The sequence below is a fragment of the Nocardia sp. NBC_01499 genome (genome assembly GCF_045040275.1).
GTDB lineage: Bacteria > Actinomycetota > Actinomycetes > Mycobacteriales > Mycobacteriaceae > Nocardia.
Genome location: NZ_CP109426.1, coordinates 2866376 through 2891768 on the forward strand (window position 1 = coordinate 2866376; position 25393 = coordinate 2891768).

Sequence of the window (25393 nt, forward strand, 5' to 3'; positions counted from 1 at the left end):
ATGCCGGGCTACCAGACGCGCGAACGCGTCGAAAGCTACGTCAGCGCTTTTCCTTGATCTTGGCGGCCTTGCCGCGCAGATCGCGCAGGTAGTACAGCTTGGCGCGGCGGACGTCACCACGGGTGACGACCTCGATGTGGTCGATGTTCGGGGTGTGCACCGGGAAGGTGCGCTCCACGCCGACACCGAACGACACCTTGCGGACCGTGAAGGTCTCGCGGATGCCACCGCCCTGGCGTCGGATGACGACGCCCTTGAAGACCTGGATGCGCTCCTTCGAGCCTTCGATGACCTTTACGTGCACATTGAGGGTGTCGCCCGGCCGGAAGTCGGGGACGTCGCTGCGCAGCGACTTCTCGTCGACGAAGTCAAGGGTGTTCATTTCCATCCTTATGGGTTCGCGCGAACAGAGGACCCTGGCGGCACGGGACGTGCTCGACCGGTTCATGCTCCGATTAAGGGGGTGCGCCGGGTAGAGACTCACCCAGGGCAACCTGAGTATTGTGCCAGATCAGCGGCTCGCGAGGAAAATCGGCCCCCGGATCAGGCCTGGTTGTCCGGTACCGCGAACAGGCGAACGCTCATCGGCTTGGCCTCCGCCGGCGCGTCCTCGCGACTGAAACTGTAGCGCGCGAGCAGCGCCTTGTACTCCTCAACGAACTCTCTCACCTGGGACTTCGCCATGTAGGTTCCGGTGCGCTGCACCTGTGCCCAGCCGTCGGGGCCCGCCCATTCGCGCACCGCCCGCAGGTAGAGATCGATATCGTGGCCGGTCTTCAGCCTGCCGAGATGCTCCGCCGCCGCGTACTCGGCCGGTTCCATGGTCGCCGGATCAGGGGTGGTGTGCTCGAACGGCAGCGACTTCCACCAGCGCTCGCGGCCCGCCGATTTCTCCGCGATCTCGGTGATGAGGCCGAGTTCGGCGAGTTTGCGCAGGTGATAGCTGGTGCTGCCGGTGCTCTCGCCGAGCACCTCGGCCAGCGTCGCCGAATTGGCTTCGCCGTGTTTGCCCAGGTACTGCAGGATGCGACCGCGCAAGGGGTGTGCCAGCGTGCGGTAGAGCGCGGTCCGCTCGGCGCTGGTCATGTCGTCAGGTTTGCGCGGTGTCATAGCCGGAAGGATAGCAAACGTTTCTTTGCAAAGAAATGTTTGCAAAGAACTATTTGCGGACGTAGCGTTGCCGTCATGCGAATGACAGCACTCCTCCCTTCCCGAACCCGTTTCCTCCGCGACAAGGCGCGCTGGTTCATCGCCGCCAGCGCGGTGGCGCTCATCCCGTGGGCGGCCGTTCTCGCGAATACGTTGCCGGACACCGCGCAGGTGCGGAACTGGTCGTCGGCGTGGGTCGGCCTCGACCTCTTCCTCGCCGCCGGTTGCGCATTGACCACAGGGTTGTTGCGCCGCAACGACTCCCGAGCGCGGCTGGTGGCGTCGGCGGTCGCCGGTATCGCGGTGGTCGACCTGTGGTTCGACGTGGTCACCGCCGACCCGGGAGCCCCGTTGGCGCAATCGCTGCTCTGCGCGGTGGCCGAGACCGCATTGATCACCGCGTGCATGCACGTCGCGCTGACACCGAACGACCAGGCGGCGCCAGCACGCGCACGCGGCGAATCACTCGCTGACCAACTACACCTGGCCGGACGAGGCCCGTGCTGAACGGCGCAGCAGCGCAAGCGGATTGCGCTGACCGGCAGGCGGGCGCAGGCCCAAGGACGTCAGGCTGAGTCCGGCGAAGACCAACGGCGCGACCCATACCGTCGGCCCGTCACCGACCGACAGATGCGACACCACCGCGCCGAGGTAGACGAAAGTCAGTCCGGCATAGGCCCATTCCTCGACCCGCGGATTGCTGGGCAGCACGATCGCGGCCACCGCCGCCAGCTTGGCAACGCCGAGCATCGTCGCGAAGTACATCGGGTATTCCAGCCGGTCGAAAACCTCACGAACATAAGCGATCCGGGCGATGTCCCAGCAGGAGCCGACTACGGATTCGGTGAGCACGAACGCGGTGGCACCCAGGTAGGTGGCGCGCAGTGCGAGGTCCTTCGTGTTGGCGTTCATGATTTCCGTCCCTTCCGTCGGTGCTGTCTGTCTGACGGAAGGCGGGGCGAGAAGGTAACAAGCGGCGAGTTGCCGCGCCGATCAGGAAGTGGCCGAGGCGAGTTCAGCGTGGCAGGCCTGCCACGCCGGTGCGGACAGGTAGTTCTTGGTACGGGCGAACAGCTGGTAGAGCGCCGATCCGTGCTGGGCGGCGAGGTCGGCGTTGTGTGCCAGTACGTCGAGTTCGTTGGCGACGGTGATTTCCAGGAATACCCGCAGGTCGGCGTCGGCGGGCTCGTATTCGAGTCCGGTGAATCGGTCGCGGAAGACAACCGGTTGGGTGTCGAGTCGTGGATACACCGCCGTCCGGTCGCAGCTTCCGTAGAAGTAGACCAGGGCTTCGGCGCGCTCGCCGATCAGCTCCACAACGGTCTTGCGATCGGCTAGATCGACCAAGGACTGAGCGAAGCCGTCTGTGCCGTACATCGCGTGACAGAGTCCGGCGAGCTGGATATCCCGGTCAGCGCCCCATTCGGCCAGCACATCGGCGACTCGAACGAGATGAGCCAGCAATGTTCCGCCCGGATGCGCTATCGCCCCGGCCCCACGTTCCCCCAAGAACCGCACGACCTTGGCGCGCCGCGATGTCTCCTCCCCGAGATCATTCATTCGTTCAGTCTTGCCCGACACCGCCGGAATTGCCAGAGCGTCATGCTGATTCGAGGCGATCACCGCCGAGCGCCCCGACAGGACTCGCGGCGAGACGCTCAGTCCCGCTCAGGAGCGTGCGCCACCGGTTCGGACTCGTGGTCCGAGGCGAACAGCGAGAGGTGAACGCGGTGCGGCGCGGGCGGGGCGGGCACGACAGTGCGCGTCAGCTCGGCCTCGGCGGCGGTGCGCACGTGTTCGACGTCGGGCTTACCGGCGACCAGGTCTTGAACGAAGATTTTGGCGCGGATAACCGGCCGACGGTAGCGCCGCTCGCGGACGATGGCGCGATACATGAGGCGGCGGCGGTCCGCGTAACGCCAGCGGGCCCACGGCGCGCCCGGTCGGCTCAACCGCAACGCGCCGACGACAAGCAGCGGCAGGAAGAACATGCCGAACAGGCCGGTCCAGATCTTCCCCTTGGCGATGACGATCGCGGCGAGCCACAGGTTCACCACCGCGAAGGCGATGACGAAGACCCGGACTTCCATGCTCGGGTCACGGCGGAAGTCGTTGATATCGAGCAACCACAGCGGATGAAAACCCAGCAGCAGCAACCCGGTAACCGCGAGCGCGACGAACACCGCGTCCACCGATGTTCGCCCCTGCTCCTCCCAGTACACGTCGCGCAGATAGAAGATCAGCGCGAATTCGTCGAGGGTCAGCGCGGCACCGACACCGAAGGCGGCGGCGAGCACGGATGCCGTTGTGGTGTCGGCGGTCTGGTACAGGGTGACCATGCCGATGCCGGAGGCGAGCACCAGGATCACCCCGAACACCATGTGGTGGATGTGCACGCCGCCGGAGCGCACGTTGCCCGGCCACCAGCGCACCTGTTTCCGGATCAGCCGGACGCTGAGCCGGATCAACAGGAAGCCGACGATGAACCCTAGAAGGAAGCACAGCAGCGGAAGCCTGCCCTGCGCGATCACATCCTCATCGAGCCACCGTCGCATGGCCGCCTGAAACCTCCGTCCGACCTACTGTCCGAAACCTGCCCGGCGCAACGCGTCCGCCATCGAACCACTCGGCGGCGGGGTGTTGCGGCGCTGATTGCCACCGCCGCGTGCCTGGCCTTGACCCTGAGTGCGCTGTCCTTGATTGCGAGCCTGGTTCTTGCCTTGCCCACCATTCTGCCGCTCGGGCGCGCCACCCTTGCGCTCACCTTGCCCACGCTGCCGATTGTCGCCGCGTTCGCCCTTCGGCGCGGGCTCGTCGTCCAGCCGCAGCGACAGCCCGATGCGCTGCCTGGCCACATCGACCTCGAGTACCTTCACCTTGACCACGTCGCCGGTGTTCACGACCTCGCGCGGATCCTTGATGAAGTTGTGCGACATCGCCGAGACGTGCACGAGGCCGTCCTGGTGCACACCGATATCGACGAACGCGCCGAACGCCGCGACGTTCGTGACAACACCTTCGAGCACCATGCCCGGTTCGAGGTCGCCCACCTTCTCCACGCCGGCGGCGAATTCCGCAGTCTTGAACTCGGGCCGCGGGTCGCGGCCCGGCTTCTCGAGCTCGGTGATGATGTCGGTGACGGTCGGCAGGCCGAAGCGTTCGTCGGTGAACTCGTCGGCGCGCAACGCGCGAAGCACGGTCGTATTGCCGATGACCTCGGTGATGTCGCGTCCGGTCGATTCCATGATCCGCCGGACCACGGGGTACGCCTCCGGGTGCACCGAGGACGTGTCCAGGGGGTCGTCGCCGCCGCGGATCCGCAGGAAGCCCGCGCACTGTTCGAACGCCTTCGGGCCGAGCCGGGGCACCTCGAGCAGCGCGGTCCGGCTGCGGAACGGTCCGTTCTGATCGCGGTGCGCCACAATGCTTTCCGCGACCGACCCGGCGATACCGGAGACCCGCGACAGCAGCGGCACCGAGGCCGTGTTGACGTCGACGCCGACCGCGTTCACCGCGTCCTCGACCACCGCGCCGAGTGAACGCGCGAGCAGCGTCTCGGACACGTCGTGCTGGTACTGGCCGACGCCGATCGACTTCGGATCGATCTTCACCAGTTCGGCGAGCGGATCCTGTAGGCGGCGCGCGATCGACACCGCGCCGCGCAGCGACACGTCCATGTCCGGCAGTTCCTGCGTGGCGTATGCCGAGGCGGAGTACACCGAGGCGCCCGCCTCGGACACCACGATCTTGGTCGGCTTGTTCTCCGGGATGCGCGAGATCAGCTCGGTGGCAAGGGCATCGGTCTCGCGCGAGGCGGTGCCGTTGCCGATGGCGATGAGCTCGACCCCGAACCGGGCGACCAGCGCGCCGAGCACGGCGAGGGACTTCTCGGTCTGGCCCTGCGGCTTGTGCGGGTAGATCACCTCGGTGGCGACCGCCTTGCCGGTGGCGTCGACGACGGCCACCTTCACGCCGGTCCGGTAGCCGGGGTCGAGGCCCATGGTGGTGCGGGTGCCCGCGGGCGCGGCGAGCAGCAGGTCGCGCAGGTTCGCCGCGAACACGTCGACGGCGTCCTTCTCGGCCGCCTGCCGCAACCGCATCCTGGTGTCGATGCCAAGGCTCACTTGCAGTTTGGTCCGCCAGGCCCAGCGCACGGTGTCGAGCAGCCACGAATCCGCGGCGCGGCCCTTCTCGGCGATGTTGAACTTGATCGCGATCCGGCCCTCGTAGATGGACCGCTCGCCGGGCTCGAGTTCCTCGGTGTCCGGTTCGAGGTGCAGCGAGAGCACTTCTTCCTTCTCGCCGCGCAGCAGCGCGAGGATGCGGTGCGAGGGCAGCTTGGTGAACGGCTCGTCGAACTCGAAGTAGTCGGCGAACTTCGCGCCGGCCTCCTCCTTGCCCGCGCGCACGGTCGACTTGACCTGACCGCGGTTCCACATCAGTTCGCGCAGCTCACCGACCAGGTCGGCGTCTTCGGCGAAACGCTCGACCAGGATCGACCGCGCGCCGTCGAGCTGCTCGGCGTTGTACTGCGCGGGATCGGTGGTCGGATCGGTGATCAGTGCGTCGGCGACCGGCTCGTGGCCCGCCTCGCGCGCGATCTGTGCCTTGGTGCGCCGCTTCGGCTTGTACGGCAGGTAGATGTCCTCGAGCCGGGCCTTTGTCTCGGCGAGCATGATCTGCTGGTGCAGCGCGTCGTCGAGTTTGCCCTGGCCACGGATCGATTCGAGGATCGCGCCGCGTCGCTCGTCGAGTTCGCGGATGTAGTGCAGACGCTCGTCCAGTAGGCGCAGTTGCGCGTCGTCGAGACCGCCGGTGACCTCCTTGCGGTATCGCGCGATGAACGGCACGGTCGAGCCGCCGTCGATCAGCTCGACGGTGGCACGCACCTGGCTCTCCCGCACCGCGAGCTCGTCGGCGATGCGACGGTTCACGCTGGCTTGGCTCGCGACACCGGAGGACGTCGCGGGTGGGGGCACGGCGGGGTCGGACTCTGCACTTACAGTCTCGGGCGCTGTCGTCACGTCCGGAGACACTACCGGGGCCGCCTGACAAGAGGCTCACACCCGACGGAACCGGGTCGTGCGTGCCGCATCGTCCGCTGGTCCGGCGAACTTCGCCACCCGCGCCCCCAGACGCGCCGAACCCGGCCGAGCACGCTCGACCGGGTTCGGTAGTTCCTGCACATGTGCCGAATCGCCTACTACAGGACCAATTCCGGGCTGTACATAGGAGTGAAATGATCTTGCCCGCGCTTGGTGACCGTAGTGACAGTGACGTACACGTGTCCGGGCCTCGCCTTTGCGATATCCATCGTCAACGGCGGGGATGGATACCTTCCGTTGAAGCAGGGGAAGTCACCGCTGTTCGCGACGTCTTCGTTCTCCCCGGTCTTGTAGGCATCTTTATCGATAACCCGCACAGACATGACGCAATTTGTTTTGTCGATGGTGCCGTCTTTGATCTCGAGCTCACCGAATGCTCGTACCGTGCCGTCCTCCGCATAAATGCACGAATCTAAGTTTGCGGAACCATCTCTGGCCGGATAAGGACCCGCGCAGAGGTATGAGCTGCCCGGCTGGGCGACGGCAGCGGGCGCGAGCACGAGAAGTGGTGTGGCGCTGGCGATAACACAAGACAGGACACGTGACAACGAACCGATAGACATATAAGACCTTTCGCGACCAGATAAAAATCAGATCCCCGACGAACGACCTTGTCCCACGTTATGTGTTACGTCGGATGATCACATGACCGCACTAATCGGGGCACCTGATCTCAGGTCTCATCGGCCAACCCGAGGAGTGCTCTGGACAGCTCGCGCATCTCCGCCTTGCGGATCTTGCCGGTGACGGTCATCGGGAATTCGTCGACCACGTGCACGTAGCGCGGGATCTTGAAGTGCGCAAGCCTGCCCGCGCAGTAGTCGCGAACAGCGTTGGCGTCCAACGGTTTCGCGCCCTCGCGCAGCCGGACCCAGACCATCAGTTCCTCGCCGTACTTCGGGTCGGGCACGCCGATCACCTGGGCGTCCAGGATGTCGGGATGGGTGTAGAGGAATTCCTCGATCTCGCGCGGGTAGACGTTCTCGCCGCCGCGGATGACCATGTCCTTGATCCGGCCGGTGATCGCCAGGTAGCCGTCGCCGTCCATCACGCCGATGTCGCCGGTGTGCATCCAGCGGGCGGTGTCGATGGCCTCGGTAGTCTTGGCCTGGTCGTTCCAGTAGCCGAGCATTACCGAGTAGCCGCGGGTGCAGAGTTCACCCGGCTCGCCGCGCGGTACCGTGAGACCCGTTGCGGGGTCGACGATTTTGACCTCGAGGTGCGGGCCGACCCGGCCGACGGTGGCGGTGCGCCGGTCGATGCCGTCGTCGCGACGGGTCTGGGTGGACACCGGCGAGGTCTCGGTCATGCCGTAGCAGATGCACACCTCGTGCATGCCCATCCGGTCGATCACCCGCTTCATCACCTCGACGGGACATGGCGAGCCCGCCATGATTCCGGTACGCAGGGTGGAGAGATCCGTTGTGGCGGAATCCAATTCGGTGAGCAGGGCGATGAACATGGTCGGCACGCCGTAGAGTGAGGTGCAGCGCTCGGACTCGACGGCGGCCAGGGTCGCGACCGGGTCGAATGCCGGTGCCGGAATCACCACCGCCGCACCGTGACTCGTGCTGGCGAGGTTGCCCATCACCATGCCGAAGCAGTGGTAGAACGGCACCGGAACGCAGATCCGGTCCTGTTCGGTGTAGCCGCACAGTTCGCCGACGAAGAAGCCGTTGTTCAGGATGTTGTGATGGCTCAGCGTCGCGCCTTTGGGGAAACCTGTTGTACCCGAGGTGTATTGGATGTTGATCGGGTCGTCGATGGACAGTTCCGCCGCGAGCGAGGCCAAGCGATCCGTGTCGATCTCCGTTCGCGCCAGCGCATCCCAGTCCGGCGTACCGAGCACCAGCACCTGCTCCAACACGGGACAGTTCGACCGAACCTCGTCGATCATCGCGACGTAGTTCGACGTTTTGAACTCCGGCGCCGCGACAAGCACCCGCACACCCGCCTGGCGCAGCACGTATTCCAGCTCGCTCGTGCGGTAGGCCGGGTTGATATTGACCAGGATCGCGCCGATCTTCGCCGTCGCGTACTGCACGAAGAACCACTCCGCGCAGTTCGGCGCCCAGATGCCGACCCGGTCGCCCTTGCCGACGCCACGCACGGCCAGTCCGCTGGCAAGCGCGTCGATCGCCGTGCCGAGCTCGCGGTAGGTCCAGCGTCGGTCGGCTGCCTTGTCCACCAACGCTTCCCGATCCGGATGGGCGGCGATGGTGCGGTCGAGGTTGCCGCCGATGGTGTCACCGAGCAGCGGGATGTCGGAGGTGCCGGACGCATAGCTCGGGTGCGACATCACTTGTTTCCCTTCTGCCGCAGCACGTATCGCTGCACCTTGCCGCTCGGTGTCTTCGGCAGCTCCTCGACGAAGTGCACCGTGCGCGGATAGGCGTGTGCGGCGAACTTCTTCTTCACCAGATCCTGCAGCGCGGCCGCGAGGTCGCCGCTACCGTCAGAACCGTTGCGCAACACCACGAATGCCTCGAGCACCTCGCCGCGCAGTTCGTCCGGCATGCCGACGACGGCCGCCTCGGCGACCTGCTCGTGCAGCACGAGCACGCTCTCCACCTCGAACGGGCCGATGCGGTAGCCGGACATGATGATCACGTCGTCGTCGCGGGCGGAGAAGCGGAAGAAGCCGTTCTCGTCCTGCGAGCCCGCGTCGCCGGTGAGATACCAGCGACCGTCGGGGGTGTAGCGCTGCGCGGTGCGTTCCGGGGCGTCGAGGTAGCCGAGGAACCACAGCAGCGGACTGTTTTCGGTGTCGATGGCGACCCGGCCGAGTTCGCCGGTGGGCGCGACGGTGTCGGCGTCGTCGGACAGCACCGCACAGGACCAACCGGGCAGCGAGCGGCCCATCGAGCCCGCGGGAACGTCGGCGTCGAGCGCGGCGTGCCAGGCATTGCAGATGAGCATGCCGTGCTCGGTCTGCCCGTAATGGTCGCGCACGGCGACACCGAGATGTTCCAGCGACCAGGCGACGACCTCGGGGGTCAGCGGTTCCCCGGCGGAGGAGGCGCGGCGCAGCGTGGCGTGCACCGGCGTGATGGTGTCGGCGCGCAGGGCGCGGTACACCGTCGGCGCGGCGGTGAAGTTGGTGACGCCGAAACGTTCCAGCACCTGCCAGGTGAGCGTCGGCGAGAACGCGGCGTGCAACAGAATGCTGCGGACGCCGCTGGCCAGCGGGGCCATGATCGCCCAGTAGAGCCCGTACGCCCAGCCCGGATCGGCCGCGTTCCAGAAGACGTCGTCGGCACGGACATCCAACGCGAACTCTTGATACGCCTGGAAGGAAGCCAACGCGCGCAACGGAATCGGCACGCCCTTCGGGGTTCCGGTGGTGCCGCTGGTGAACAGCTCGACCAGCAGTCCATCGCCGCCGACCACCGCCGGTTCGCTGTGCGCGTCGTCGGCGAGCAGGTCCGCCATGCCAAGCGTGCCCTCGGGCGCGTCACCGCTGACGATGACCTGCCACGGTGCGTCGACGGGCAGGTCAGGGCCCGGGGCCAGCTTGGGCGCCTGGTCCGCGTCGGCGATGACGATCGATGTGCCGCTCGCCGTCAGCCGGAACGCGATGGCGGGCGGCGCGAACGCGGTGAACAGCGGAACGTGCACCGCCCCGCGACGCCAGATCCCGAGCAACGCCACCACCAGATCCGCCGACTTCGCCATCAACGTCGCGACTCGATCACCCTGCGCGATCCCGAGTTCGGCCAACCCCGTGGCGAATCGCGCCGAACGCTCGCGCAGTTCGCCGTAGGTGAGGTCGATCGCGGACAGGTCGCGCTCGACGATGGTGAAGGCGACCGCGTCGGCCGGATGCCGGTCGCACAGCAGCTCCGCCGCGGACGCCTCGGGCCGGTCGTACATGTCCAGCAGTTCGCGCACCCGCGAGTTCAGATCGGTGCCCATCTTCGCCACTCCTCATCGTGATCCAGCTCACCCAATAGGATGTGGGTCACACCGATTCCGCTACTACCCCCGAAAAGGGGTGAGTCCGATGACCAACACCGCACTGCTGCGTCCGCGCGACGCCGACGCGTTGCGCGCCGAAATCCGCTGGGTAGCGGGGGCGGCCCGGGTGCCGGTTGCGTTCGGCGGAGAAGTGCACGACGACGCGTTGTTGCTTTCCGAATTCTTCGGCACGCTGACCAATGGACTGCGCGGGCTGTCCGTGCTGCGCACCTCGGGGCTCGGCGGGCGCGTGATGGATTCCGGGCGGCCCGCCTCGGTGACCGATTACGTCAACACCTCCACCATCACCCACCATTACGACGGGCCGGTCTCCGGCGAAGGACTCCGCTCGATCGTCGCGGTGCCGGTGGTGGTCGACAAACGCTCCCGCGCCGTCCTCTATGCCGCCACCCGCGGCGTGAGTCCGCTCGGCGACCGCACCGCCGACCTCGTTGTCCAGGCCGGGCGTCGCCTTGCCGCTGAAATCACCATCCGCGACGAGGTCGACCGCCGCCTGCGTCTGCTCGAGACGACCACCCCCACCCCGGGTGCCGCCCCAGCCGTCGCCGAGGAACTCCGCGATATCCACGCCGAACTTCGCGGCATGGCCCGCACCGCCGCCGACGACCACCTCCGCAGCCGCCTCCATACCGTCTGCGAACGCCTGACTCGAGTGATGGTCGGCGATCCCCTCCCCGACGCGCCCCACCTGTCCCGACGCGAGCTGGACGTCCTCTCGCAAATCGCCCTTGGCTGCTCCAATCAGGAAGCCGCCCAACGCCTCTCGCTGTCCCCGGAAACCGTCAAGAGCTATCTCCGCAACGCCATGACCAAGCTCGACACCCACTCCCGCCACGAAGCCGTCGTCACCGCCCGCCGCCACGGGCTACTCCCCTGAGACGGATTCAAGGGGCCACGCCCATTTAGCGAATGTCGTTGGCGTACTGGGGAATCAGTTCGCGTTGGCGTCGGGGAGGAGATCTGGGCGACGTTCTCGGGTGCGCTCGAGGGATTGTTCGAGGCGCCACGCGGCCACCTTCGCGTGGTCACCGGACAGGAGCACCGGGGGGACCTCGAGGTCGCGCCAAGTGACGGGACGGGTGTAGCTTGGGCCTTCGAGGAGGCCGTCGGAGAACGAATCCTCTTGGTGGGACTGCTGATTGCCGAGGACGCCGGGCAGCAGGCGGACGACGGCTTCGGTCATGACGAGGACGGCCGCTTCGCCGCCGATGAGGACGTAGTCGCCGATGCTGACCTCTTCGACGCGAACTCGGCGGGCCGCGTCGTCGAAGACGCGTTGATCGATACCTTCGTAGCGGCCGCAGGCGAAGACGAGGTGGTCTTCGGTGGCCCAGCGTTGCGCGGTCTCCTGGGTGAACGGGACACCGGCGGGCGTCGGGACGACGAGCAGTGCGTCGTCGGGGCAGACCTCGTCGAGTGCGTCGCCCCACACGGTGGGCTTCATGACCATGCCCGGTCCACCGCCGTAGGGTGAGTCGTCGACGGACTTGTGCACGTCGTGGGTCCAGCCGCGCAGGTCGTGCACGTCGAGGGAGATCAGGCCCTTATCGATGGCCTTGCCCAGCAACGCCGTTCGCAGCGGCTCGAGGTATTCCGGGAAGATCGTGACAACGTCGAGTTTCATGTAATCCCCCGTGTTCTGCGGGACATCGAGTAGGTAGACGTCGTGCCCACCCCCTCATTCCGGATCGAGGAGTCCTTCAGGCGGATCGATGACGATCAGCCGGTCCGCGAGCGACACGGTGGGCACGATGGCGGTGACGAACGGGATAAGGATCTCCCGGCCGTCCTCGGCGGCTTTCACCGAAAGCAGTTCTCCCGCAGCGGAATGCAGTACTTCGCTGACGGTGCCGACCACGGTGGCGTCGGTGAGCTGGACGGTCAGCCCCTCGAGTTCGTGGTCGTAGTACTCGTCGGGGTCGCCGGACGGCGGCAGGTCCGCGCTGTCAACGAAGAACAGCGTGCCGCGCAACGCATCGGCCGCGTCCCGGCCGGCGACACCGGCGAGAAACACCAGAAGTCGGCCCGAGTGCTCTCGAGCCGACTCCACGGTGAAGTCGCGGACTTCCTTGGATCGCGCAAGCCGTCCGCGCAGCGTGCTGCCCGGCGCGAACCGGGCTTCCGGCTCATCGGTACGTATCTCGACGACCAGTTCGCCGCGCACGCCGTGCGACTTGGCGACCCGTCCTACGACAAGTTCCATCTACTGATCGGTGTCGACCACGTCGACCCGGATGCCCCGGCCGCCGATACCGGCGACGAGGGTGCGCAGCGCGGTCGCGGTACGACCGCCGCGACCGATCACCTTGCCCAGGTCGTCGGGGTGCACGTGCACCTCGACGGTGCGTCCGCGGCGGCCGGTGATCAGCTCGACGCGGACGTCATCGGGATTGGCGACGATGCCGCGAACAAGATGTTCCACGGCATCGGCGACGACTGCACTCATTACTCAGCGGCCTCGGCAGCGGCGGGCGCCTCGGCGGCCTCTTCCTTCTTGGCGGCCTTCTTCTTCGGGGTGACGGCCTCGCCGGTGGGGGCGTTGTCGGCGGCGGCGAGCGCGGCATTGAACAGGTCGAGCTTGGAGGTCTTCTCGGCCTTGACCTTCAGCGTGCCCTCGGTGCCCGGCAGGCCCTTGAACTTCTGCCAGTCACCGGTGATCTCCAGCAGTCGCTGGACGGGCTCGGTCGGCTGCGCGCCGACACCGAGCCAGTACTGAGCGCGCTCGGAATCGATCTCGATGAGCGACGGCTCTTCCTTCGGGTGGTACAGGCCGATGGACTCGATGGCCCGGCCGTCCCGGCGGGTGCGGGCATCGGCGACGACGATGCGGTACTGCGGGTTGCGGATCTTGCCCAAGCGGGTGAGCTTGATGCGAACAGCCATGCTTGTTCTGCCTCTTTCATAGTCTGGTCACGGCGCAATTCAGCGACCCGCACGGTCTGCGAGCCCGGTTTAGCGCATGGAGTGTGTGACCGCCGCGCGGTACGTAACCGGAGACGGGCTGACACTTGTCCGGAAGGACGGTTGTTCATTCTGCCAGATGGGCAGCGTTCCCCCGAAATCGCGTCCCTCGAGGCGCCCCGAGAGTCGAGCGTTCACGCGGTCGGCGCCGCGGCGGTGAGGGCGCGGGTCCGCATCCATGGCCCACCCCACCACAGCTGCCAGCCGAGGGAACGCGCGGTGAGGGTCTGCGCGCCGTTAGCGGTGAGGGTGGTCTCGTATTCGCCGGTCCTGCCGATATCGACCAGGACGAGGTGCCCGCCCGGCCGCAGCACGCGCAGTGCCTCGCGGACCGCGGCGGCCCGGCCAGCGGACGCTTTGATGTTGTGTATAGCGAGGCTGGAGACGATCACGTCGAATTCGCCGTTGCGGAACGGCAGCGCGGTCATGTCGCCGGTGTGCAATTCGATTCGATCGGCGACATCCTCGGCGACGGCGTTGCGCTCGGTGGTGGCGAGGCTGTTGCCCGACTGGTCGACCGAACGCCACAGGTCGATGCCGACGGCCCGGCCTTCCGGTAGGCGCTTCGCGGCGGCGAGCAGCACCGCGCCGCGCCCGCAGCCGAGGTCGAGCAGGCGCTCGTCGCCGCGCAGTCCGAGGTCGTCGAGCAGGCCGTCCCAGGCGCGGAACTTGCCGCGCCGGGTCGCGTGCAGGAACAGTCCGAACTGCGCGGCCATGGCCAGGCCGAGCAGGAACGTCAGCCAGGCCGGTACGGCGTTGCCGACCAGCGCGTTGGCGATCGCGGCGACCAGGAAGCCGACCGCGAGTACGCCGAGCATCAGCATGATGGGTGGCGCGTCGAAGCCGTAGGACGCTCGCCGCCTGGATGTGGTCGCGGTCACAAGGCCAATTCTATCGAGCCCAAAAGATTTCGCGCCCCAACACTTTTCAGGGCTCGAATGGTCACCGGACCAGCGGAGCGAGAGTGCGTCCCGCGAGGTCGACCGCGCCGGGCTGGTGCCCGTTGGTGATCATGTTGACGATGATGCCCTGCACGCCCTGGTCGAGCACCCTGGTCTGCAGCTGCTCGGCGACTTCGTCGGGCGCGCCGACGAATTGGCGATCGGCGATGCTCTGCTTGCGTTCTTCCTCCGAGAGGGCGTCCACGTCTATACCGATGCCCTGCAGCATGTCTCGCTGTTCCTTGCGGGCCTGATCGCCGTCCTCGTCGACCATCAGGAAGCACAGGTAACTGACCTCCAGGGTGGCCGGATCGCGGTCGACCTCGGCGCAGCGCTGATGCAGAGCCGCGATCTTCTGCGGCAGTTCCGAAGCGTTGCAGATGATGTTGAGGTGGTCGGCGTACCGGGCCGCCAGCGCGAAGGTCTTCTTCTCGCCGGAACCACCGAGCAGGATCGGCAGGTCGTCGCGCAGGCGCGGCTCGTTGATGGCGTTGTCGGTGTGGTACCACTTGCCGTCGAAGGTGGCGTGCTCGCCGCGCAACATCGGCTTGATGATCTGCAATGCCTCATCGAGCCGCTCGAAACGATCGGTGAAGGTGCCGAATTCGAAGCCGAAGGACTTGTGCTCGAGCTCGAACCAGCCAGCGCCGATGCCGAGGATCGCGCGGCCCGCGCTGACCAGGTCGAGCGTGGTCACGGTCTTCGCGAGCAGCGCCGGATTACGGTAGGTATTGCCGGTCACCAACGCGGACAACTGAATTCGCTCGGTCGACGCGGCGATACCGGACAGCGCGGTGTAGGACTCCAGCATCGGATCCTCCGGCGTACCGATACCGGGCAGCTGATAGAAGTGATCCATCACGAACACGGTGTCGAACCCCGCCGCCTCGGCCTCCCTGGCCTGCGCGACCACCGTCGGGAAGAGCTCACCCACCGGCTGTCCGTAACTGAAATTGGGCATCTGATAACCGAGACGAATGCTCATACCGCCCGACGATACGCGCGCGCCCGCCCTCCGATCATGATCAGGTGAAATCGGCCCAACAACGCGACCGCGCGGGATTACGGCGTAGGGGTGAAGGCCGCCTCCGGCGGAAGGGGCCGTCGCCGTGGCGGAAGTACAGGCGACCGCGCAGGACTACAGGGTAGGGGCCAAAGCCGCCTCCGATCGGAGGGCCCCGCTACCGGTGGCCGGTGATAGGGCCGTGGTTGGAGTAGAGGCGGCCGCGCAGGACTACGGCGTAGGGAGTGGTGAGCACTTCGGGATTGATGCGCGGGTCCTCTTGGTAGACAACGAAATCCGCGGGGGCGCCGGGTTCGATACTTGGGCGGCCGAGCCAGGTTCTAGCGTTCCAGGAGGCGGCGCCGAGGGCGTCGTGGGTGGACAGGCCCGCCTTGCCGAGGGCGCTGATCTCGTCGGCGATGCGGCCGTGCCGGATAGAGCCGCCCGCGTCGGTGCCCGCGAAGATGGGCACGCCCGCGTCGTGTGCGTTGGCGACGGTGTTGCGGACGCGGCGGTGCAGGTCGCGCATGTGCGCGGCATAGGTGGGGAATTTGCCTGCGCTGTCGGCGATTTCGGGGAAGGTGTCGATGTTGACGAGGGTCGGGACCAGGGCGGTGCCGTGTTCGACCATCATCTCGATGGTGTCGTCGGTGAGGCCGGTACCGTGTTCGAGGCAGTCGATGCCCGCGTCGATCAGGCCGGGCAGCGCGTCCTCGCCGAAGACGTGCGCGGTGACGCGGGCGCCATTGGCGTGGGCCGCGTCGATGGCCTCTTTGAGGATGGCGTCGCTCCAGAGCGGGGCCAGGTCGCCGACGGAGCGGTCGATCCAGTCGCCGACGATCTTCACCCAGCCGTCGCCGAAGCGGGCCTGTTCGGCGACGATCTCCGGCAGGTCGCGTTCGTCGTCGAGTTCGATGCCGAGTTCACGGATATAGCGGCGGGGGCGGGCGATGTGTCGGCCCGCACGGATGATCCGCGGCAGTTCCTCGTGCTCATCGATGAACCGGGTGTCGATGGGCGACCCGGCGTCACGCAACAGCAGCGCGCCCGCATCCCGCTCGGTCTCGGCCTGCGCGACCGCACCCTCGCGGTCCTCGTCTCCCCCGCCGTACCGAATCCCGACATGACAGTGCGCATCGACCAACCCCGGCACGATCCACCCTGTGCGACACAGCGTTTCGGCCCCTGGCACCGGCTCGAACGACACCAGCCCATCCCGCACCCACAGATCGCGGACTTCCGCACCAGGGAGAACCACACCCCGCAGATGCATATCAACCTCCTGGACGTCGCCGACCCCGCCTCCCGCGACTTTAGGCCAGACCCAGGGGCCCTGACGACAACAGCCCCACCACCGGCAGCCCCACAACCATGCCGCGCACCGACACTCCCGCCGCGCATGAGTTCTGCCGCCGCGCACGGAATTGCTAGCGGATCCGTGCACAGCGGAACACACCGCGCGCCGGGACGCTCGCTTGGGGCTGACCGAGGCCGACTCGCGTGCTGGCAGCAATGTGGAGGTGGCCGCGCGCGGAATCCTGCGCTGCGTAGGAATCGTCGCAAATCTCGTGTGCGGGGCGCTCGCATGAAAAACCGCCCCGCACCGGTGATCTCGGTGCGGGGCGGCGTAACCGGTCTTACTTCTTGGGGAACTTGAGCTTCGACAAGTCGAAACCTTCGAGGCCGGGCGGCAACTGGTCCAGTCCGGCGGGCATGTTCGAGATGTCGGGCATGCCGGCGGGCAGCCCGGGCATTCCCGCCGGCATGCCGGGCAGGCCGCCGCGCACCTTGGGTGGGGTGGGGCCGCGGCCGCCCTTCTTGCCCTTCTTGCCTTTTTTGTTGTTGGCGCGACGGGAGCCGGGCATGCCCATTTGGCGGCCCATCATGGCCATCATCTTCTTGGCTTCGAAGAAGCGGTCGACGAGCTGGTTGACCTCGGAGACCTGGACGCCGGAGCCGTTGGCGATGCGCAGGCGGCGGGAGGCGTTGATGATCTTCGGGTTGTCCCGTTCGGCGGGGGTCATGCCGCGGATGATGGCCTGCACCCGATCCAGGGACTTGTCGTCGACGGCGGCGAGGGCGTCTTTCATCTGGCCGGCGCCGGGCAGCATGCCGAGCAGGTTGCCGATCGGGCCCATCTTGCGGATGGCGAGCATCTGATCGAGGAAGTCCTCGAGCGTCATCTCGCCGCTGCCGATCTTGCGGGCGGCTTCCTCGGCTTGTCCCTGGTCGTAGATCTGCTCGGCCTGCTCGATCAGGCTGAGTACGTCGCCCATGCCGAGGATGCGGCTCGCCATCCGGTCCGGGTGGAAGACGTCGAAGTCCTCGAGCTTCTCACCGGTGGACGCGAACATGATCGGCGCGCCGGTCACCTCACGCACCGACAGCGCGGCACCACCGCGGGCGTCGCCGTCGAGCTTGGTGAGCACGACACCGGTGAAGCCGACGCCGTCGCGGAAGGCTTCCGCGGTGGTGACCGCGTCCTGACCGATCATCGCGTCGAGCACGAACAGCGTCTCGTCCGGCTGCACGGCGTCGCGGATGCCGGCGGCCTGCCGCATCAGTTCTTCGTCGATGCCGAGGCGACCGGCGGTGTCGACGATGACCACGTCGTACTGCTTGGCGCGGGCCTCGTCGATACCGGCGCGGGCGACCTCGATCGGGTCGGCGGCGCTGACACCGAGCGCGTTGTCGCCGCCGCCGATGGAGGTGCCGCCGTGCGGGGCGAACACAGGCACGCCCGCGCGCTCGCCGACCACTTGCAGCTGGGTGACGGCGCCGGGACGCTGCAGGTCGCAGGCCACCAGCAACGGCTGATGTCCTTGTCCCTTAAGCCATTTGGCGAGCTTGCCGGCGAGGGTGGTCTTACCGGCACCCTGCAGACCGGCCAGCATGACCACGGTCGGCGGGTTCTTGGCCAGGGTCAGCCGACGCGTCTCGCCGCCGAGGATTCCGACGAGTTCCTCATTGACGATCTTGACAACCTGCTGCGCCGGATTCAGCGCCGCGGAGACCTCAGCGCCCTTGGCGCGCTCCTTGATTCGGGCGATGAAGCCGCGCACCACCGGCAGCGCGACGTCGGCTTCGAGCAGGGCTAGCCGGATCTCACGACAGGTGGCGTCGATGTCGGCCGGTGACAGACGCCCCTTACCACGCAGATCCTTGAGGGCACCGGTAAGCCGGTCGGACAGGGATTCGAACACCGATCGCGCTCCTGATCTCGGGGGACGTCAATTGCCTCCCAGGGTAATGGGATCTCCCGCATGACCGCGCACGGGGATGAACACGCCGGAAATCGACCGGGGCGTTTCGCTTCCCGGTCGACCTATTTCCCACGCGGACGGCAGGTCTTATTCGAGTGACCGGCGACGCGGTTTCGCCGTCTTGCGATAGTCGTGATTCTCCTTGGCCACCATGTAGACCGCTTCGCGTGCGGTCAATCCGAGCTCGAGTGCAAGATCATCGAGGATGGCCCATTCCGTGGTGGTGGGGATTCGTGAGTTGGCGACCGTCGAGGCGATGGTCATGGCGGTCACAGCCTGTTGTCCGGTCAATGTCCGACCCGGTAGCCAGGAAACAACCCAGCGATCCCCGCCGACGCACCGCGCCATGTGCGTGGTCTCGTCGCTCGTCATCATCGACGCCGAAACAACTTCTATTGCCACCGACGTACTCCCCTCATGCTAGCGATAGCCAGACGCTCTGATAGTAGAACGTGAGGGAGCCTCGAGATATGAGTTCCAGCAAATCATGTGCAACAGATTGGTTACTCGATAGCGAAGGTCAGGAACCGATGATCTCCGGCCCGGGCATGCCGTCTTCTGGCTTCTTCGGCGCCGGGCGCGGGACGACGGCCAGAATCGCCTTTTCGATGTCCGCCCGGCGATCTGGGCTGTCCGCGGACCCGAGTTCGAGGCAGAAGGTGTCGACCACGGCCGAGCCCATGGTCACCACCTTCGCCCAGCGGACGTCGGCGCCTGAGTCCTCCAAGGCGGCGGCGAGGCGGCTCAGCACACCGAGCCGGTCTTCAGCGCGCAGTTCGAGCAGCACCTGCCCCGGCACCGAGGTAGCGGACCAGAGCACCCGCGGTTGCGCCTGTGCGTACTGGCTCGGTCCGAGGCCGCCCGCCTCGCGTTCGCGTTTCGCGAGCACGGCAGGCACGTTCAGGTCACCGGCGATGGCGCGGATCAATTCCTGGCGCAACAGTCCGGCATCCGGCGGGTCACCGAATTTCGGGGACACCACGAAAGTGTCTATCGCGGAATCACCTTCGACACCGAGCGAGGCCGACAGCACCCGCAGCGAGTGCAGCGCGAGCACCCCGGCGGCGTCGGAGAGCAGGCCAGCGCTGTCCGGCGCGATCACGGTGACGATATAGGCGTACTTGCTCTCCCCCGGCTTCAATTCGACGTGCACGCCGCCCGCCTTGGCCTTGGCGACCAGCTCCGGCGCGATCGGTTCTGGCGTCGGCAGCTCGCCACCCGCCATGACCAGTCGGCAACGTCGAACGAGATCGCCGATCAGCGAGGCCTTCCAGTCGCCCCACACGCCGGGGCCGGTGGCCAGCGAGTCCGCCTCGGCCAGGGTGTGCAGCAGTTCAAGGAGTTCCGGATCGCCGCCGAGCGCGTCGACCACGAGCTGGACGGTGGCTGGGTCGGCCAGGTCGCGGCGGGTCGCGGTGTCCGGGAGCAGCAGGTGATGACGCACGAGGGCGCTGAGGGTGCGCACGTCCGACGGCCACAGGCCGAGGCGGCGGCCGATGTGGGTGGCCAGTTCGGCGCCGACGACGCTGTGATCGCCCGCGCGACCCTTGCCGATGTCGTGCAGCAGCGCACCGAGGGCGAGCAGGTCCGGCCGGGCGACGCGAGTGCTCATCGCGCTGGCGTAGGACACCGTCTCCATCAGATGACGATCGACGGTCCAGGTGTGCAGGGCGTCGCGCGGCGGCAGGTCACGGACGGCGCCCCATTCCGGAAGTAGCCTGCCCCACAAGCCCGTTCGATCGAGCGCCTCGATCGCGTCGATGGCGCCGCGGCCCGCGCCGAGCAACACGAGCAGGTCGTTGAGGGCGTCCTTGGGCCACGGTTCGCGTAGCTCGGGCGCGTCTTCGGAGAGCCGGTTCAGCGTGGTGGCCGACATCGGCAGCCCGGTCTGCGCCGACGCGGCCGCCACCCGCAGGATGAGGCCGGGGTCGCGCTGCGGCCGCGCGTCCCTGGCCAGCACCACCTCGCCGGCGTGCTCGACCACCCCCTCATCGAGTGGTCGGCGCACCGGCATGCGACGAAGGCGGGCCAGACCGCGGCGTGGCAAAGCGTTTGCCGCGGTACGCAATCCGACATCCACCGAGTAGCTCACCGTTCGCGCGGAATCGCTCAGCGTGCGGGCGAGATCGAAGCGGTCGCCGATGCGCAGCGCCGCGCCGATCTCGTCGGCATCCTGGGCTCGCAGCTGGTCACGGGCTCGACCCGCCACCCGGTGTAGCTCGGTGCGAACATCCAGCAACCGACGATGGGCCTGTTTCACGCCGCCGCCTGGCACCTCAGGACCGAGTCCCGGCATGGCATCGGTCAATTGGGCGATGGCGAGCGCGTCGAGCAGTTGGATATCGCGCAGGCCGCCGCGCCCGTTCTTCAGATCGGGTTCGGCGCGATGCGCGATCTCGCCGCTGCGCTGCCACCGCGCCTCGGCCTGGGCGATCAGCTCGTCGAATCGGGACCGGATCCCGGTCCGCCACTCCCGGCGCACCCCGCCGATCAGCAGATTGCTCAGGTCTTGATCGCCGACGATGTGCCTGGCCTCGAGCATGCCGAGCGCGGCGATGAGATCGTCGGACGCCACCCGCAGCGCCTGCGGCACGGTCCGCACGCTGTGATCGAGCTTGATGTGGGCGTCCCACAGCGGGTACCAGAGCTGGTCGGCCACCTCGGCGACCCTGGCCGGGTCGACGTCGTCGTGCAGCAGCACCAGGTCAAGATCGGAGTACGGCAGCATCTCCCTGCGGCCGAGGCCACCGACGGCGACCACGGCCAGGCCGCTTTCCCTGGCGATGCCGAGTTCGGTGCCCTTGCTGGTGAGCCACAGTTCATAAAGGTCGACCAGGGCTTGTCGTAAGGATTCGGCGTCGAGGCGGGGGTTGCGCGGCATGCCGCCGTCGAGCAGTTGAGTTCGAGCGCGGACCAGATCGGCCGCTCCATTGGATACCTTGCCGCCGTTGGCTTCTCCGGTCCCCCGGCTGCCGTCGTGCCCGTTGCTGCCCACAACACACCACCCATCCATGCAAGGCGGCCCCGCCCCGACCGGTGCTCCGGTGGGAGGCGGGGCCGCCGCTCGATCGATATTCGTTACAGAGCGTCGGTACCGCGTTCGCCGGTACGCACTCGGATGATCGTGTCGACCGGAGTGACCCAGACCTTGCCGTCACCGATCTTGCCGGTACGCGAGGCCTCGACGATCACCTCGACGACCTTGTCAACGGACGCGTCGTCAACGACCACCTCGACCCGAACCTTGGGCACGAAATCCACGGAGTACTCGGCACCTCGGTAGACCTCGGTGTGACCCTTCTGGCGGCCGTAACCCTGCACCTCGCTGACAGTCATGCCGAGCACGCCCGCCTGCTCGAGCCCGGTCTTGACGTCCTCGAGTGTGAACGGTTTGACGATTGCGGTGATCAGTTTCATGTTCGTCATGCCTCCTTGACGGCCGAACGTGCCGTGCTGCCCAGCGCGGCGAAATCGTAGGCGGTTTCCGCGTGCTCGGACTCGTCCAAGCCCACTGCCTCGGCTTCGTCGCTGACTCGCAGCCCAATGGTGAACTTCACGATATAGGCAATGATCAGGCTGGCGACGAAGGAGAAGGCAAGTACCGCACCGGCACCCACCGCCTGCCGCCACAGCTGGTCGATGCCGCCGCCGTAGAACAGTCCCTTGGTGTTCGCGTACAGCCCCGACACGGCCGCGGGCGACTCCGGTGCGAGGAACAGACCCACCATCAGAGTGCCGACGATGCCGCCGACCAAGTGGACACCGACAACATCGAGCGAGTCGTCGAAGCCGAACTTGAACTTCAGGCCGACGGCGAGGGCGCACAGAACGCCGGCGACTACACCGACCGCGAGGGCACCGAGCACGTTCACCGAGGAACACGACGGGGTGATAGCGACCAGACCAGCCACGACACCCGACGCGGCACCGAGTGAGGTGGGCTTGCCGTCACGCAGCTTCTCGACGAGCAGCCAGCCGAGCATGCCCGCACAGGTCGCGAAGGTGGTGGTGATGAAGGTCGAGCCCGCGGTGCCGTTGGCGCCCAATGCCGAACCGGCGTTGAAGCCGTACCAGCCGAACCACAGCAGACCGGCGCCGAGCATCACGAACGTCAGGTTGTGCGGACGGAACGCCGTCGTCGGCCAGCCCTTGCGCTTACCGAGCACCAGCACCAGGGCCAAGCCCGCCGCACCGGCGTTGATGTGCACCGCGGTACCGCCTGCGAAGTCGATCGCCTTCAACTGATTCGCGATCCACCCACCATGATGGATGATCTCCTTGGTGTTGGGGTCTGTCACGTCGAAGTCGAAGACCCAGTGCGCGACCGGGAAGTAGACGACCGTGGCCCAAATGCCCGCGAAGAGCAGCCAGGCGCCGAACTTGAGGCGGTCGGCGACCGCACCCGAGATGAGGGCGACCGTGATGATGGCGAACATCAATTGGAAGGCGACGAACACGCTCATCGGGATGGTGCCCGCAAGTGGAATGTTCACCGCCGCGGACGTGACCGTGCCGGTGGAGTCCTTGACCTCGGCAACCGAGCTGCCGGTGATCAGACCCTTCAAGCCGAAGAACTGCGCGGGGTCACCGATCACGCCGAACTTGTTGTCGCCGAATGCCGTCGAGTATCCGTACAGCGACCATAGGACGCCGACCAAACCCATGGCGCTGACGCTCATCATGATCATGTTCAGCACGTTCTTCGAACGAACCATGCCGCCGTAGAAAAATGCCAGACCGGGCGTCATCAACAACACCAGCGCTGAACTCGCCAGCATCCAAGCGGTGTCACCGGTGTCCGGTGCACCGGTAAGGGGAAATGCCACCTTAAAGTCCTCCTCATCTCGGGCCCTGCCGACTCCGGCAAATGGACCTGCACAGAAGGGTCCTCACTTGGTGTTTCATCCACAGAGCTGGCGTGTTTCACCTGCGTGAACGGATGGGCCAGTTGTGTTGCTTCCACGTTTCGTGGTTTACGCCCCGAGTTTCCGGGCTGAGCAAAAGCTAGCATCGGACAAAAGGGATATGCGGTTACTTGCGAGTAGAGCTAGCAAACATTCCGTTTGCGATGCCTTTCACCGAAAACTCAACGGATGCCGCGCCGAATTCGACGCGCACCGCCAATTGATCCGCTCCGCCCCGCCAATCCAGGCCAACGCAGAATCAGCACGCTGACTCGGAATCCGCCACCGGCTTTTGGCCGGGCCGGGCGACTCAGCCGAGGAGTGCGTCGACGAACGCGCCCGGTTCGAACGGCGCCAGATCGTCGGCGCCCTCGCCGAGGCCGACCAGTTTCACCGGAACGCCGAGTTCGTGCTGGACCTGGAAGACGATGCCGCCCTTGGCCGTTCCGTCGAGCTTGGTGAGCACCACGCCGGTGATGTCGACCACCTCGGCGAAGACCCGCGCCTGCATCAGACCGTTCTGGCCGACCGTGGCGTCGAGCACCAGCAGGACCTCGTCGACGGCGGCCTTCTTCTCTACGACGCGCTTGACCTTGCCGAGCTCGTCCATCAGGCCGGTCTTGGTGTGCAGGCGGCCCGCGGTATCGATCATCACCACGTCGACGCCGCGCTCGATGCCCGCGCTCACCGCGTCGAAGGCGACGGCCGCCGGATCGGCGGCTTCCTTGCCGCGGATGGTGTCGGCGCCGACCCGTTCACCCCAGGTCTGCAGCTGGTCAGCGGCGGCGGCACGGAAGGTGTCGGCCGCGCCGAGCAGCACGCGGCGGCCGTCGGCGACGAGCACGCGCGCGAGTTTGCCGGTGGTTGTGGTCTTTCCGGTGCCGTTGACGCCGACGACGAGCAGGATCGACGGGTGGTCGGCGTGCGGCAGCGCACGAATCGAGCGGTCGAGTTCCGGGCGCAGCGCCTCGATCAGCACGTCGCGCAGGACCGCGCGGGCCGCGTCGGTGGTACGGACGCTGCGGGAGGCCATCTCCTCGCGCAGTCGCGACACCACGGCGGCGGTACTCGCGGTGCCGAGATCGGCGAGGACAAGGGTGTCCTCGACCTCCTCCCACGAGTCGTCGTCGAGGTCGCCGCCGCCGAGCAGGCCGAGCAGGCTCTTGCCGACCGCGTTCTGCGAGCGCGACAGGCGACCGCGCAGGCGGACGAGGCGGCCTGCGGTGGGGTCGATGTCTTCGAGGGGGGCTGGAGCTTCGGCACCTGCGGCGGTGTCGGGGGCGGCGGTGCCGGTCGACGCCGTGCCTGTTCCGCTCGGAGCCGCAGCTGCTGCCGTCGGAGCCGGTGTCGTGCCCGACTCAGCAGGTGCGGTGCGCGGCTCAGTCGACGCGGTGCCCGACTCGGTCGGCGCAGTCTCCGATTCAGTCGACGCGGTGCCTGACCCGGTCGGCGCAGTCCCCGATTCAGTCGACGCAGTACCTGACCCGGTCCGCGCAGTCCCCGATTCATTCGACGCAGTACCTGACCTGGTCGATGCAGTATCTGATTCAGTCGGCGCAGTGCCCGACCCCGTCGGCGCAGTGCCGGATTCGGCAGGTGCTGTGCTCGACTCAGCGGGTGCTGTGCCCGCTCCAGCGGGTGCGGCGCCGGATTCGACCGTGTCAGCGGCCGCCGTCGTGCCAGCCTCTTTCGCCCCCGATTCCGTCCCAACGTCGGTGGCAGTCGCGCCGGATTCGGCGGCCGGCTCGGTTTCCGGCGCCTCGACAATGTCGGTGTCCGGCAGCGACACATTCGTGATGCCGCGCTTCGGCGCGTCCCGCGGGATGGCCGCGTCGTCGCCGACGTGCGGCTGGCCGTCTGTGTCGGTCCGCTCGACCGGTTGCGGCGCGGGCTTCGTCGCGGTACCGCCCTGACTGAAGCTGAATCCGCCCGACGCCGCGTAACCACCGGACTTGTCGGTCAGTTCTTTGTCGACGGGCGGCGGCGTCAGCGATACCCGAGAGCGCTTGTACCGGACAAAACCGACAACAAGCACCACGAGCAGCAGGGCGGCGACGACGGCGATCAGGATCCAGGCTTCGGAACTCAC

At 67.0% G+C, this 25393-nt stretch carries 24 protein-coding genes; 2 read left to right on the forward strand and 22 right to left on the reverse strand.

Annotated features, from left to right (window positions below):
* Positions 1–40: 40 nt before the first annotated feature.
* Entirely contained in the window at positions 41–382 is a 342-nt protein-coding gene (gene rplS, locus OG203_RS13200) for a 50S ribosomal protein L19 (RefSeq protein ID WP_029893064.1), read from the reverse strand.
* 161 nt (positions 383–543) lie between these two features.
* Positions 544–1110, reverse strand: coding sequence for a helix-turn-helix domain-containing protein (locus OG203_RS13205; protein WP_405165939.1), 567 nt, complete (start codon positions 1108–1110; stop codon positions 544–546).
* A gap of 75 nt (positions 1111–1185) precedes the next feature.
* Between OG203_RS13205 and OG203_RS13210 the strand changes: the two genes are divergently transcribed.
* Positions 1186–1656 (forward strand): hypothetical protein, encoded by a 471-nt coding sequence (locus tag OG203_RS13210; protein ID WP_405165940.1) that lies wholly within the window; start codon positions 1186–1188, stop codon positions 1654–1656.
* Here OG203_RS13210 and OG203_RS13215 read toward each other — a convergent pair.
* From OG203_RS13215 to OG203_RS13245, 7 genes are all read right to left on the reverse strand, one after another.
* Positions 1627–2061 (reverse strand): DoxX family protein, encoded by a 435-nt coding sequence (locus tag OG203_RS13215; RefSeq protein WP_405165941.1) that lies wholly within the window; start codon positions 2059–2061, stop codon positions 1627–1629. The two genes, OG203_RS13210 and OG203_RS13215, sit on opposite strands and share 30 nt — an antisense overlap.
* An 81-nt stretch (positions 2062–2142) precedes the next feature.
* Positions 2143–2709 (reverse strand): DUF6817 domain-containing protein, encoded by a 567-nt coding sequence (locus OG203_RS13220; protein WP_405165942.1) that lies wholly within the window; start codon positions 2707–2709, stop codon positions 2143–2145.
* Between the two features lie 98 nt (positions 2710–2807).
* Complete coding sequence (locus tag OG203_RS13225; RefSeq protein WP_405165943.1) at positions 2808–3704, reverse strand: hypothetical protein; 897 nt, start codon at positions 3702–3704, stop codon at positions 2808–2810.
* Positions 3705–3728: 24 nt separating this feature from the next.
* On the reverse strand, positions 3729–6128 hold the full coding sequence (locus tag OG203_RS13230) for a Tex family protein (RefSeq protein WP_405167865.1): 2400 nt from the start codon (positions 6126–6128) through the stop codon (positions 3729–3731).
* A gap of 224 nt (positions 6129–6352) precedes the next feature.
* Entirely contained in the window at positions 6353–6817 is a 465-nt protein-coding gene (locus tag OG203_RS13235; RefSeq protein WP_405165944.1) for a hypothetical protein, read from the reverse strand.
* A gap of 110 nt (positions 6818–6927) precedes the next feature.
* Positions 6928–8553: an AMP-binding protein gene (locus tag OG203_RS13240; protein WP_405165945.1), complete on the reverse strand. Its 1626-nt coding sequence runs from the start codon at positions 8551–8553 to the stop codon at positions 6928–6930.
* Entirely contained in the window at positions 8553–10169 is a 1617-nt protein-coding gene (locus OG203_RS13245) for an AMP-binding protein (protein ID WP_405165946.1), read from the reverse strand. Before OG203_RS13245 ends, OG203_RS13240 begins: the two co-directional genes overlap by 1 nt.
* A gap of 88 nt (positions 10170–10257) precedes the next feature.
* Between OG203_RS13245 and OG203_RS13250 the strand changes: the two genes are divergently transcribed.
* On the forward strand, positions 10258–11109 hold the full coding sequence (locus OG203_RS13250) for a LuxR C-terminal-related transcriptional regulator (RefSeq protein WP_405165947.1): 852 nt from the start codon (positions 10258–10260) through the stop codon (positions 11107–11109).
* Positions 11110–11163: 54 nt separating this feature from the next.
* Here OG203_RS13250 and trmD read toward each other — a convergent pair whose 3' ends face one another.
* The 13 genes from trmD to ftsY form a co-directional block, all read right to left on the reverse strand.
* Entirely contained in the window at positions 11164–11856 is a 693-nt protein-coding gene (gene trmD / locus OG203_RS13255) for a tRNA (guanosine(37)-N1)-methyltransferase TrmD (RefSeq protein ID WP_405165948.1), read from the reverse strand.
* A gap of 54 nt (positions 11857–11910) precedes the next feature.
* A complete protein-coding gene (gene rimM / locus OG203_RS13260; RefSeq protein ID WP_405165949.1) occupies positions 11911–12435 on the reverse strand; it encodes a ribosome maturation factor RimM in 525 nt (174 codons plus the stop codon).
* Entirely contained in the window at positions 12436–12678 is a 243-nt protein-coding gene (locus tag OG203_RS13265; protein ID WP_011210690.1) for an RNA-binding protein, read from the reverse strand.
* Positions 12678–13115: a 30S ribosomal protein S16 gene (rpsP, locus tag OG203_RS13270; RefSeq protein ID WP_405165950.1), complete on the reverse strand. Its 438-nt coding sequence runs from the start codon at positions 13113–13115 to the stop codon at positions 12678–12680. Before rpsP ends, OG203_RS13265 begins: the two co-directional genes overlap by 1 nt.
* A gap of 212 nt (positions 13116–13327) precedes the next feature.
* Entirely contained in the window at positions 13328–14074 is a 747-nt protein-coding gene (locus tag OG203_RS13275) for a class I SAM-dependent methyltransferase (protein ID WP_405165951.1), read from the reverse strand.
* 61 nt (positions 14075–14135) lie between these two features.
* Positions 14136–15119 (reverse strand): LLM class F420-dependent oxidoreductase, encoded by a 984-nt coding sequence (locus OG203_RS13280; RefSeq protein ID WP_405165952.1) that lies wholly within the window; start codon positions 15117–15119, stop codon positions 14136–14138.
* Between the two features lie 196 nt (positions 15120–15315).
* The gene (locus OG203_RS13285; RefSeq protein ID WP_405165953.1) at positions 15316–16410 is read right to left on the reverse strand and encodes an amidohydrolase family protein; all 1095 of its coding nucleotides are present in this window, start codon (positions 16408–16410) and stop codon (positions 15316–15318) included.
* Between the two features lie 364 nt (positions 16411–16774).
* Positions 16775–18340: a signal recognition particle protein gene (ffh, locus tag OG203_RS13290; RefSeq protein WP_405165954.1), complete on the reverse strand. Its 1566-nt coding sequence runs from the start codon at positions 18338–18340 to the stop codon at positions 16775–16777.
* Positions 18341–18487: 147 nt separating this feature from the next.
* Positions 18488–18802 (reverse strand): hypothetical protein, encoded by a 315-nt coding sequence (locus OG203_RS13295; protein ID WP_357378324.1) that lies wholly within the window; start codon positions 18800–18802, stop codon positions 18488–18490.
* A gap of 118 nt (positions 18803–18920) precedes the next feature.
* On the reverse strand, positions 18921–21413 hold the full coding sequence (locus OG203_RS13300; protein WP_405165955.1) for a [protein-PII] uridylyltransferase: 2493 nt from the start codon (positions 21411–21413) through the stop codon (positions 18921–18923).
* Between the two features lie 65 nt (positions 21414–21478).
* Entirely contained in the window at positions 21479–21817 is a 339-nt protein-coding gene (locus OG203_RS13305) for a P-II family nitrogen regulator (protein ID WP_040737447.1), read from the reverse strand.
* A gap of 5 nt (positions 21818–21822) precedes the next feature.
* On the reverse strand, positions 21823–23178 hold the full coding sequence (locus OG203_RS13310; RefSeq protein WP_405167866.1) for an ammonium transporter: 1356 nt from the start codon (positions 23176–23178) through the stop codon (positions 21823–21825).
* Between the two features lie 436 nt (positions 23179–23614).
* Positions 23615–25393, reverse strand: a complete 1779-nt coding sequence (ftsY, locus tag OG203_RS13315; RefSeq protein WP_405165956.1) for a signal recognition particle-docking protein FtsY — start codon at positions 25391–25393, stop codon at positions 23615–23617.

Bases quoted from the DNA above. Each gene is read 5' to 3' on its own strand.
- rplS (WP_029893064.1), bottom strand. From the start codon at position 382: ATGAACACCCTTGACTTCGTCGACGAGAAGTCGCTGCGCAGCGACGTC.
- OG203_RS13205 (WP_405165939.1), bottom strand. From the start codon at position 1,110: ATGACACCGCGCAAACCTGACGACATGACCAGCGCCGAGCGGACCGCG.
- OG203_RS13210 (WP_405165940.1), top strand. From the start codon at position 1,186: ATGCGAATGACAGCACTCCTCCCTTCCCGAACCCGTTTCCTCCGCGAC.
- OG203_RS13215 (WP_405165941.1), bottom strand. From the start codon at position 2,061: ATGAACGCCAACACGAAGGACCTCGCACTGCGCGCCACCTACCTGGGT.
- OG203_RS13220 (WP_405165942.1), bottom strand. From the start codon at position 2,709: ATGAATGATCTCGGGGAGGAGACATCGCGGCGCGCCAAGGTCGTGCGG.
- OG203_RS13225 (WP_405165943.1), bottom strand. From the start codon at position 3,704: ATGCGACGGTGGCTCGATGAGGATGTGATCGCGCAGGGCAGGCTTCCG.
- OG203_RS13235 (WP_405165944.1), bottom strand. From the start codon at position 6,817: ATGTCTATCGGTTCGTTGTCACGTGTCCTGTCTTGTGTTATCGCCAGC.
- OG203_RS13240 (WP_405165945.1), bottom strand. From the start codon at position 8,553: ATGTCGCACCCGAGCTATGCGTCCGGCACCTCCGACATCCCGCTGCTC.
- OG203_RS13245 (WP_405165946.1), bottom strand. From the start codon at position 10,169: ATGGGCACCGATCTGAACTCGCGGGTGCGCGAACTGCTGGACATGTAC.
- OG203_RS13250 (WP_405165947.1), top strand. From the start codon at position 10,258: ATGACCAACACCGCACTGCTGCGTCCGCGCGACGCCGACGCGTTGCGC.
- trmD (WP_405165948.1), bottom strand. From the start codon at position 11,856: ATGAAACTCGACGTTGTCACGATCTTCCCGGAATACCTCGAGCCGCTG.
- rimM (WP_405165949.1), bottom strand. From the start codon at position 12,435: ATGGAACTTGTCGTAGGACGGGTCGCCAAGTCGCACGGCGTGCGCGGC.
- OG203_RS13265 (WP_011210690.1), bottom strand. From the start codon at position 12,678: ATGAGTGCAGTCGTCGCCGATGCCGTGGAACATCTTGTTCGCGGCATC.
- rpsP (WP_405165950.1), bottom strand. From the start codon at position 13,115: ATGGCTGTTCGCATCAAGCTCACCCGCTTGGGCAAGATCCGCAACCCG.
- OG203_RS13280 (WP_405165952.1), bottom strand. From the start codon at position 15,119: ATGAGCATTCGTCTCGGTTATCAGATGCCCAATTTCAGTTACGGACAG.
- OG203_RS13285 (WP_405165953.1), bottom strand. From the start codon at position 16,410: ATGCATCTGCGGGGTGTGGTTCTCCCTGGTGCGGAAGTCCGCGATCTG.
- OG203_RS13300 (WP_405165955.1), bottom strand. From the start codon at position 21,413: ATGGATGGGTGGTGTGTTGTGGGCAGCAACGGGCACGACGGCAGCCGG.
- OG203_RS13305 (WP_040737447.1), bottom strand. From the start codon at position 21,817: ATGAAACTGATCACCGCAATCGTCAAACCGTTCACACTCGAGGACGTC.
- OG203_RS13310 (WP_405167866.1), bottom strand. From the start codon at position 23,178: ATGCTGGCGAGTTCAGCGCTGGTGTTGTTGATGACGCCCGGTCTGGCA.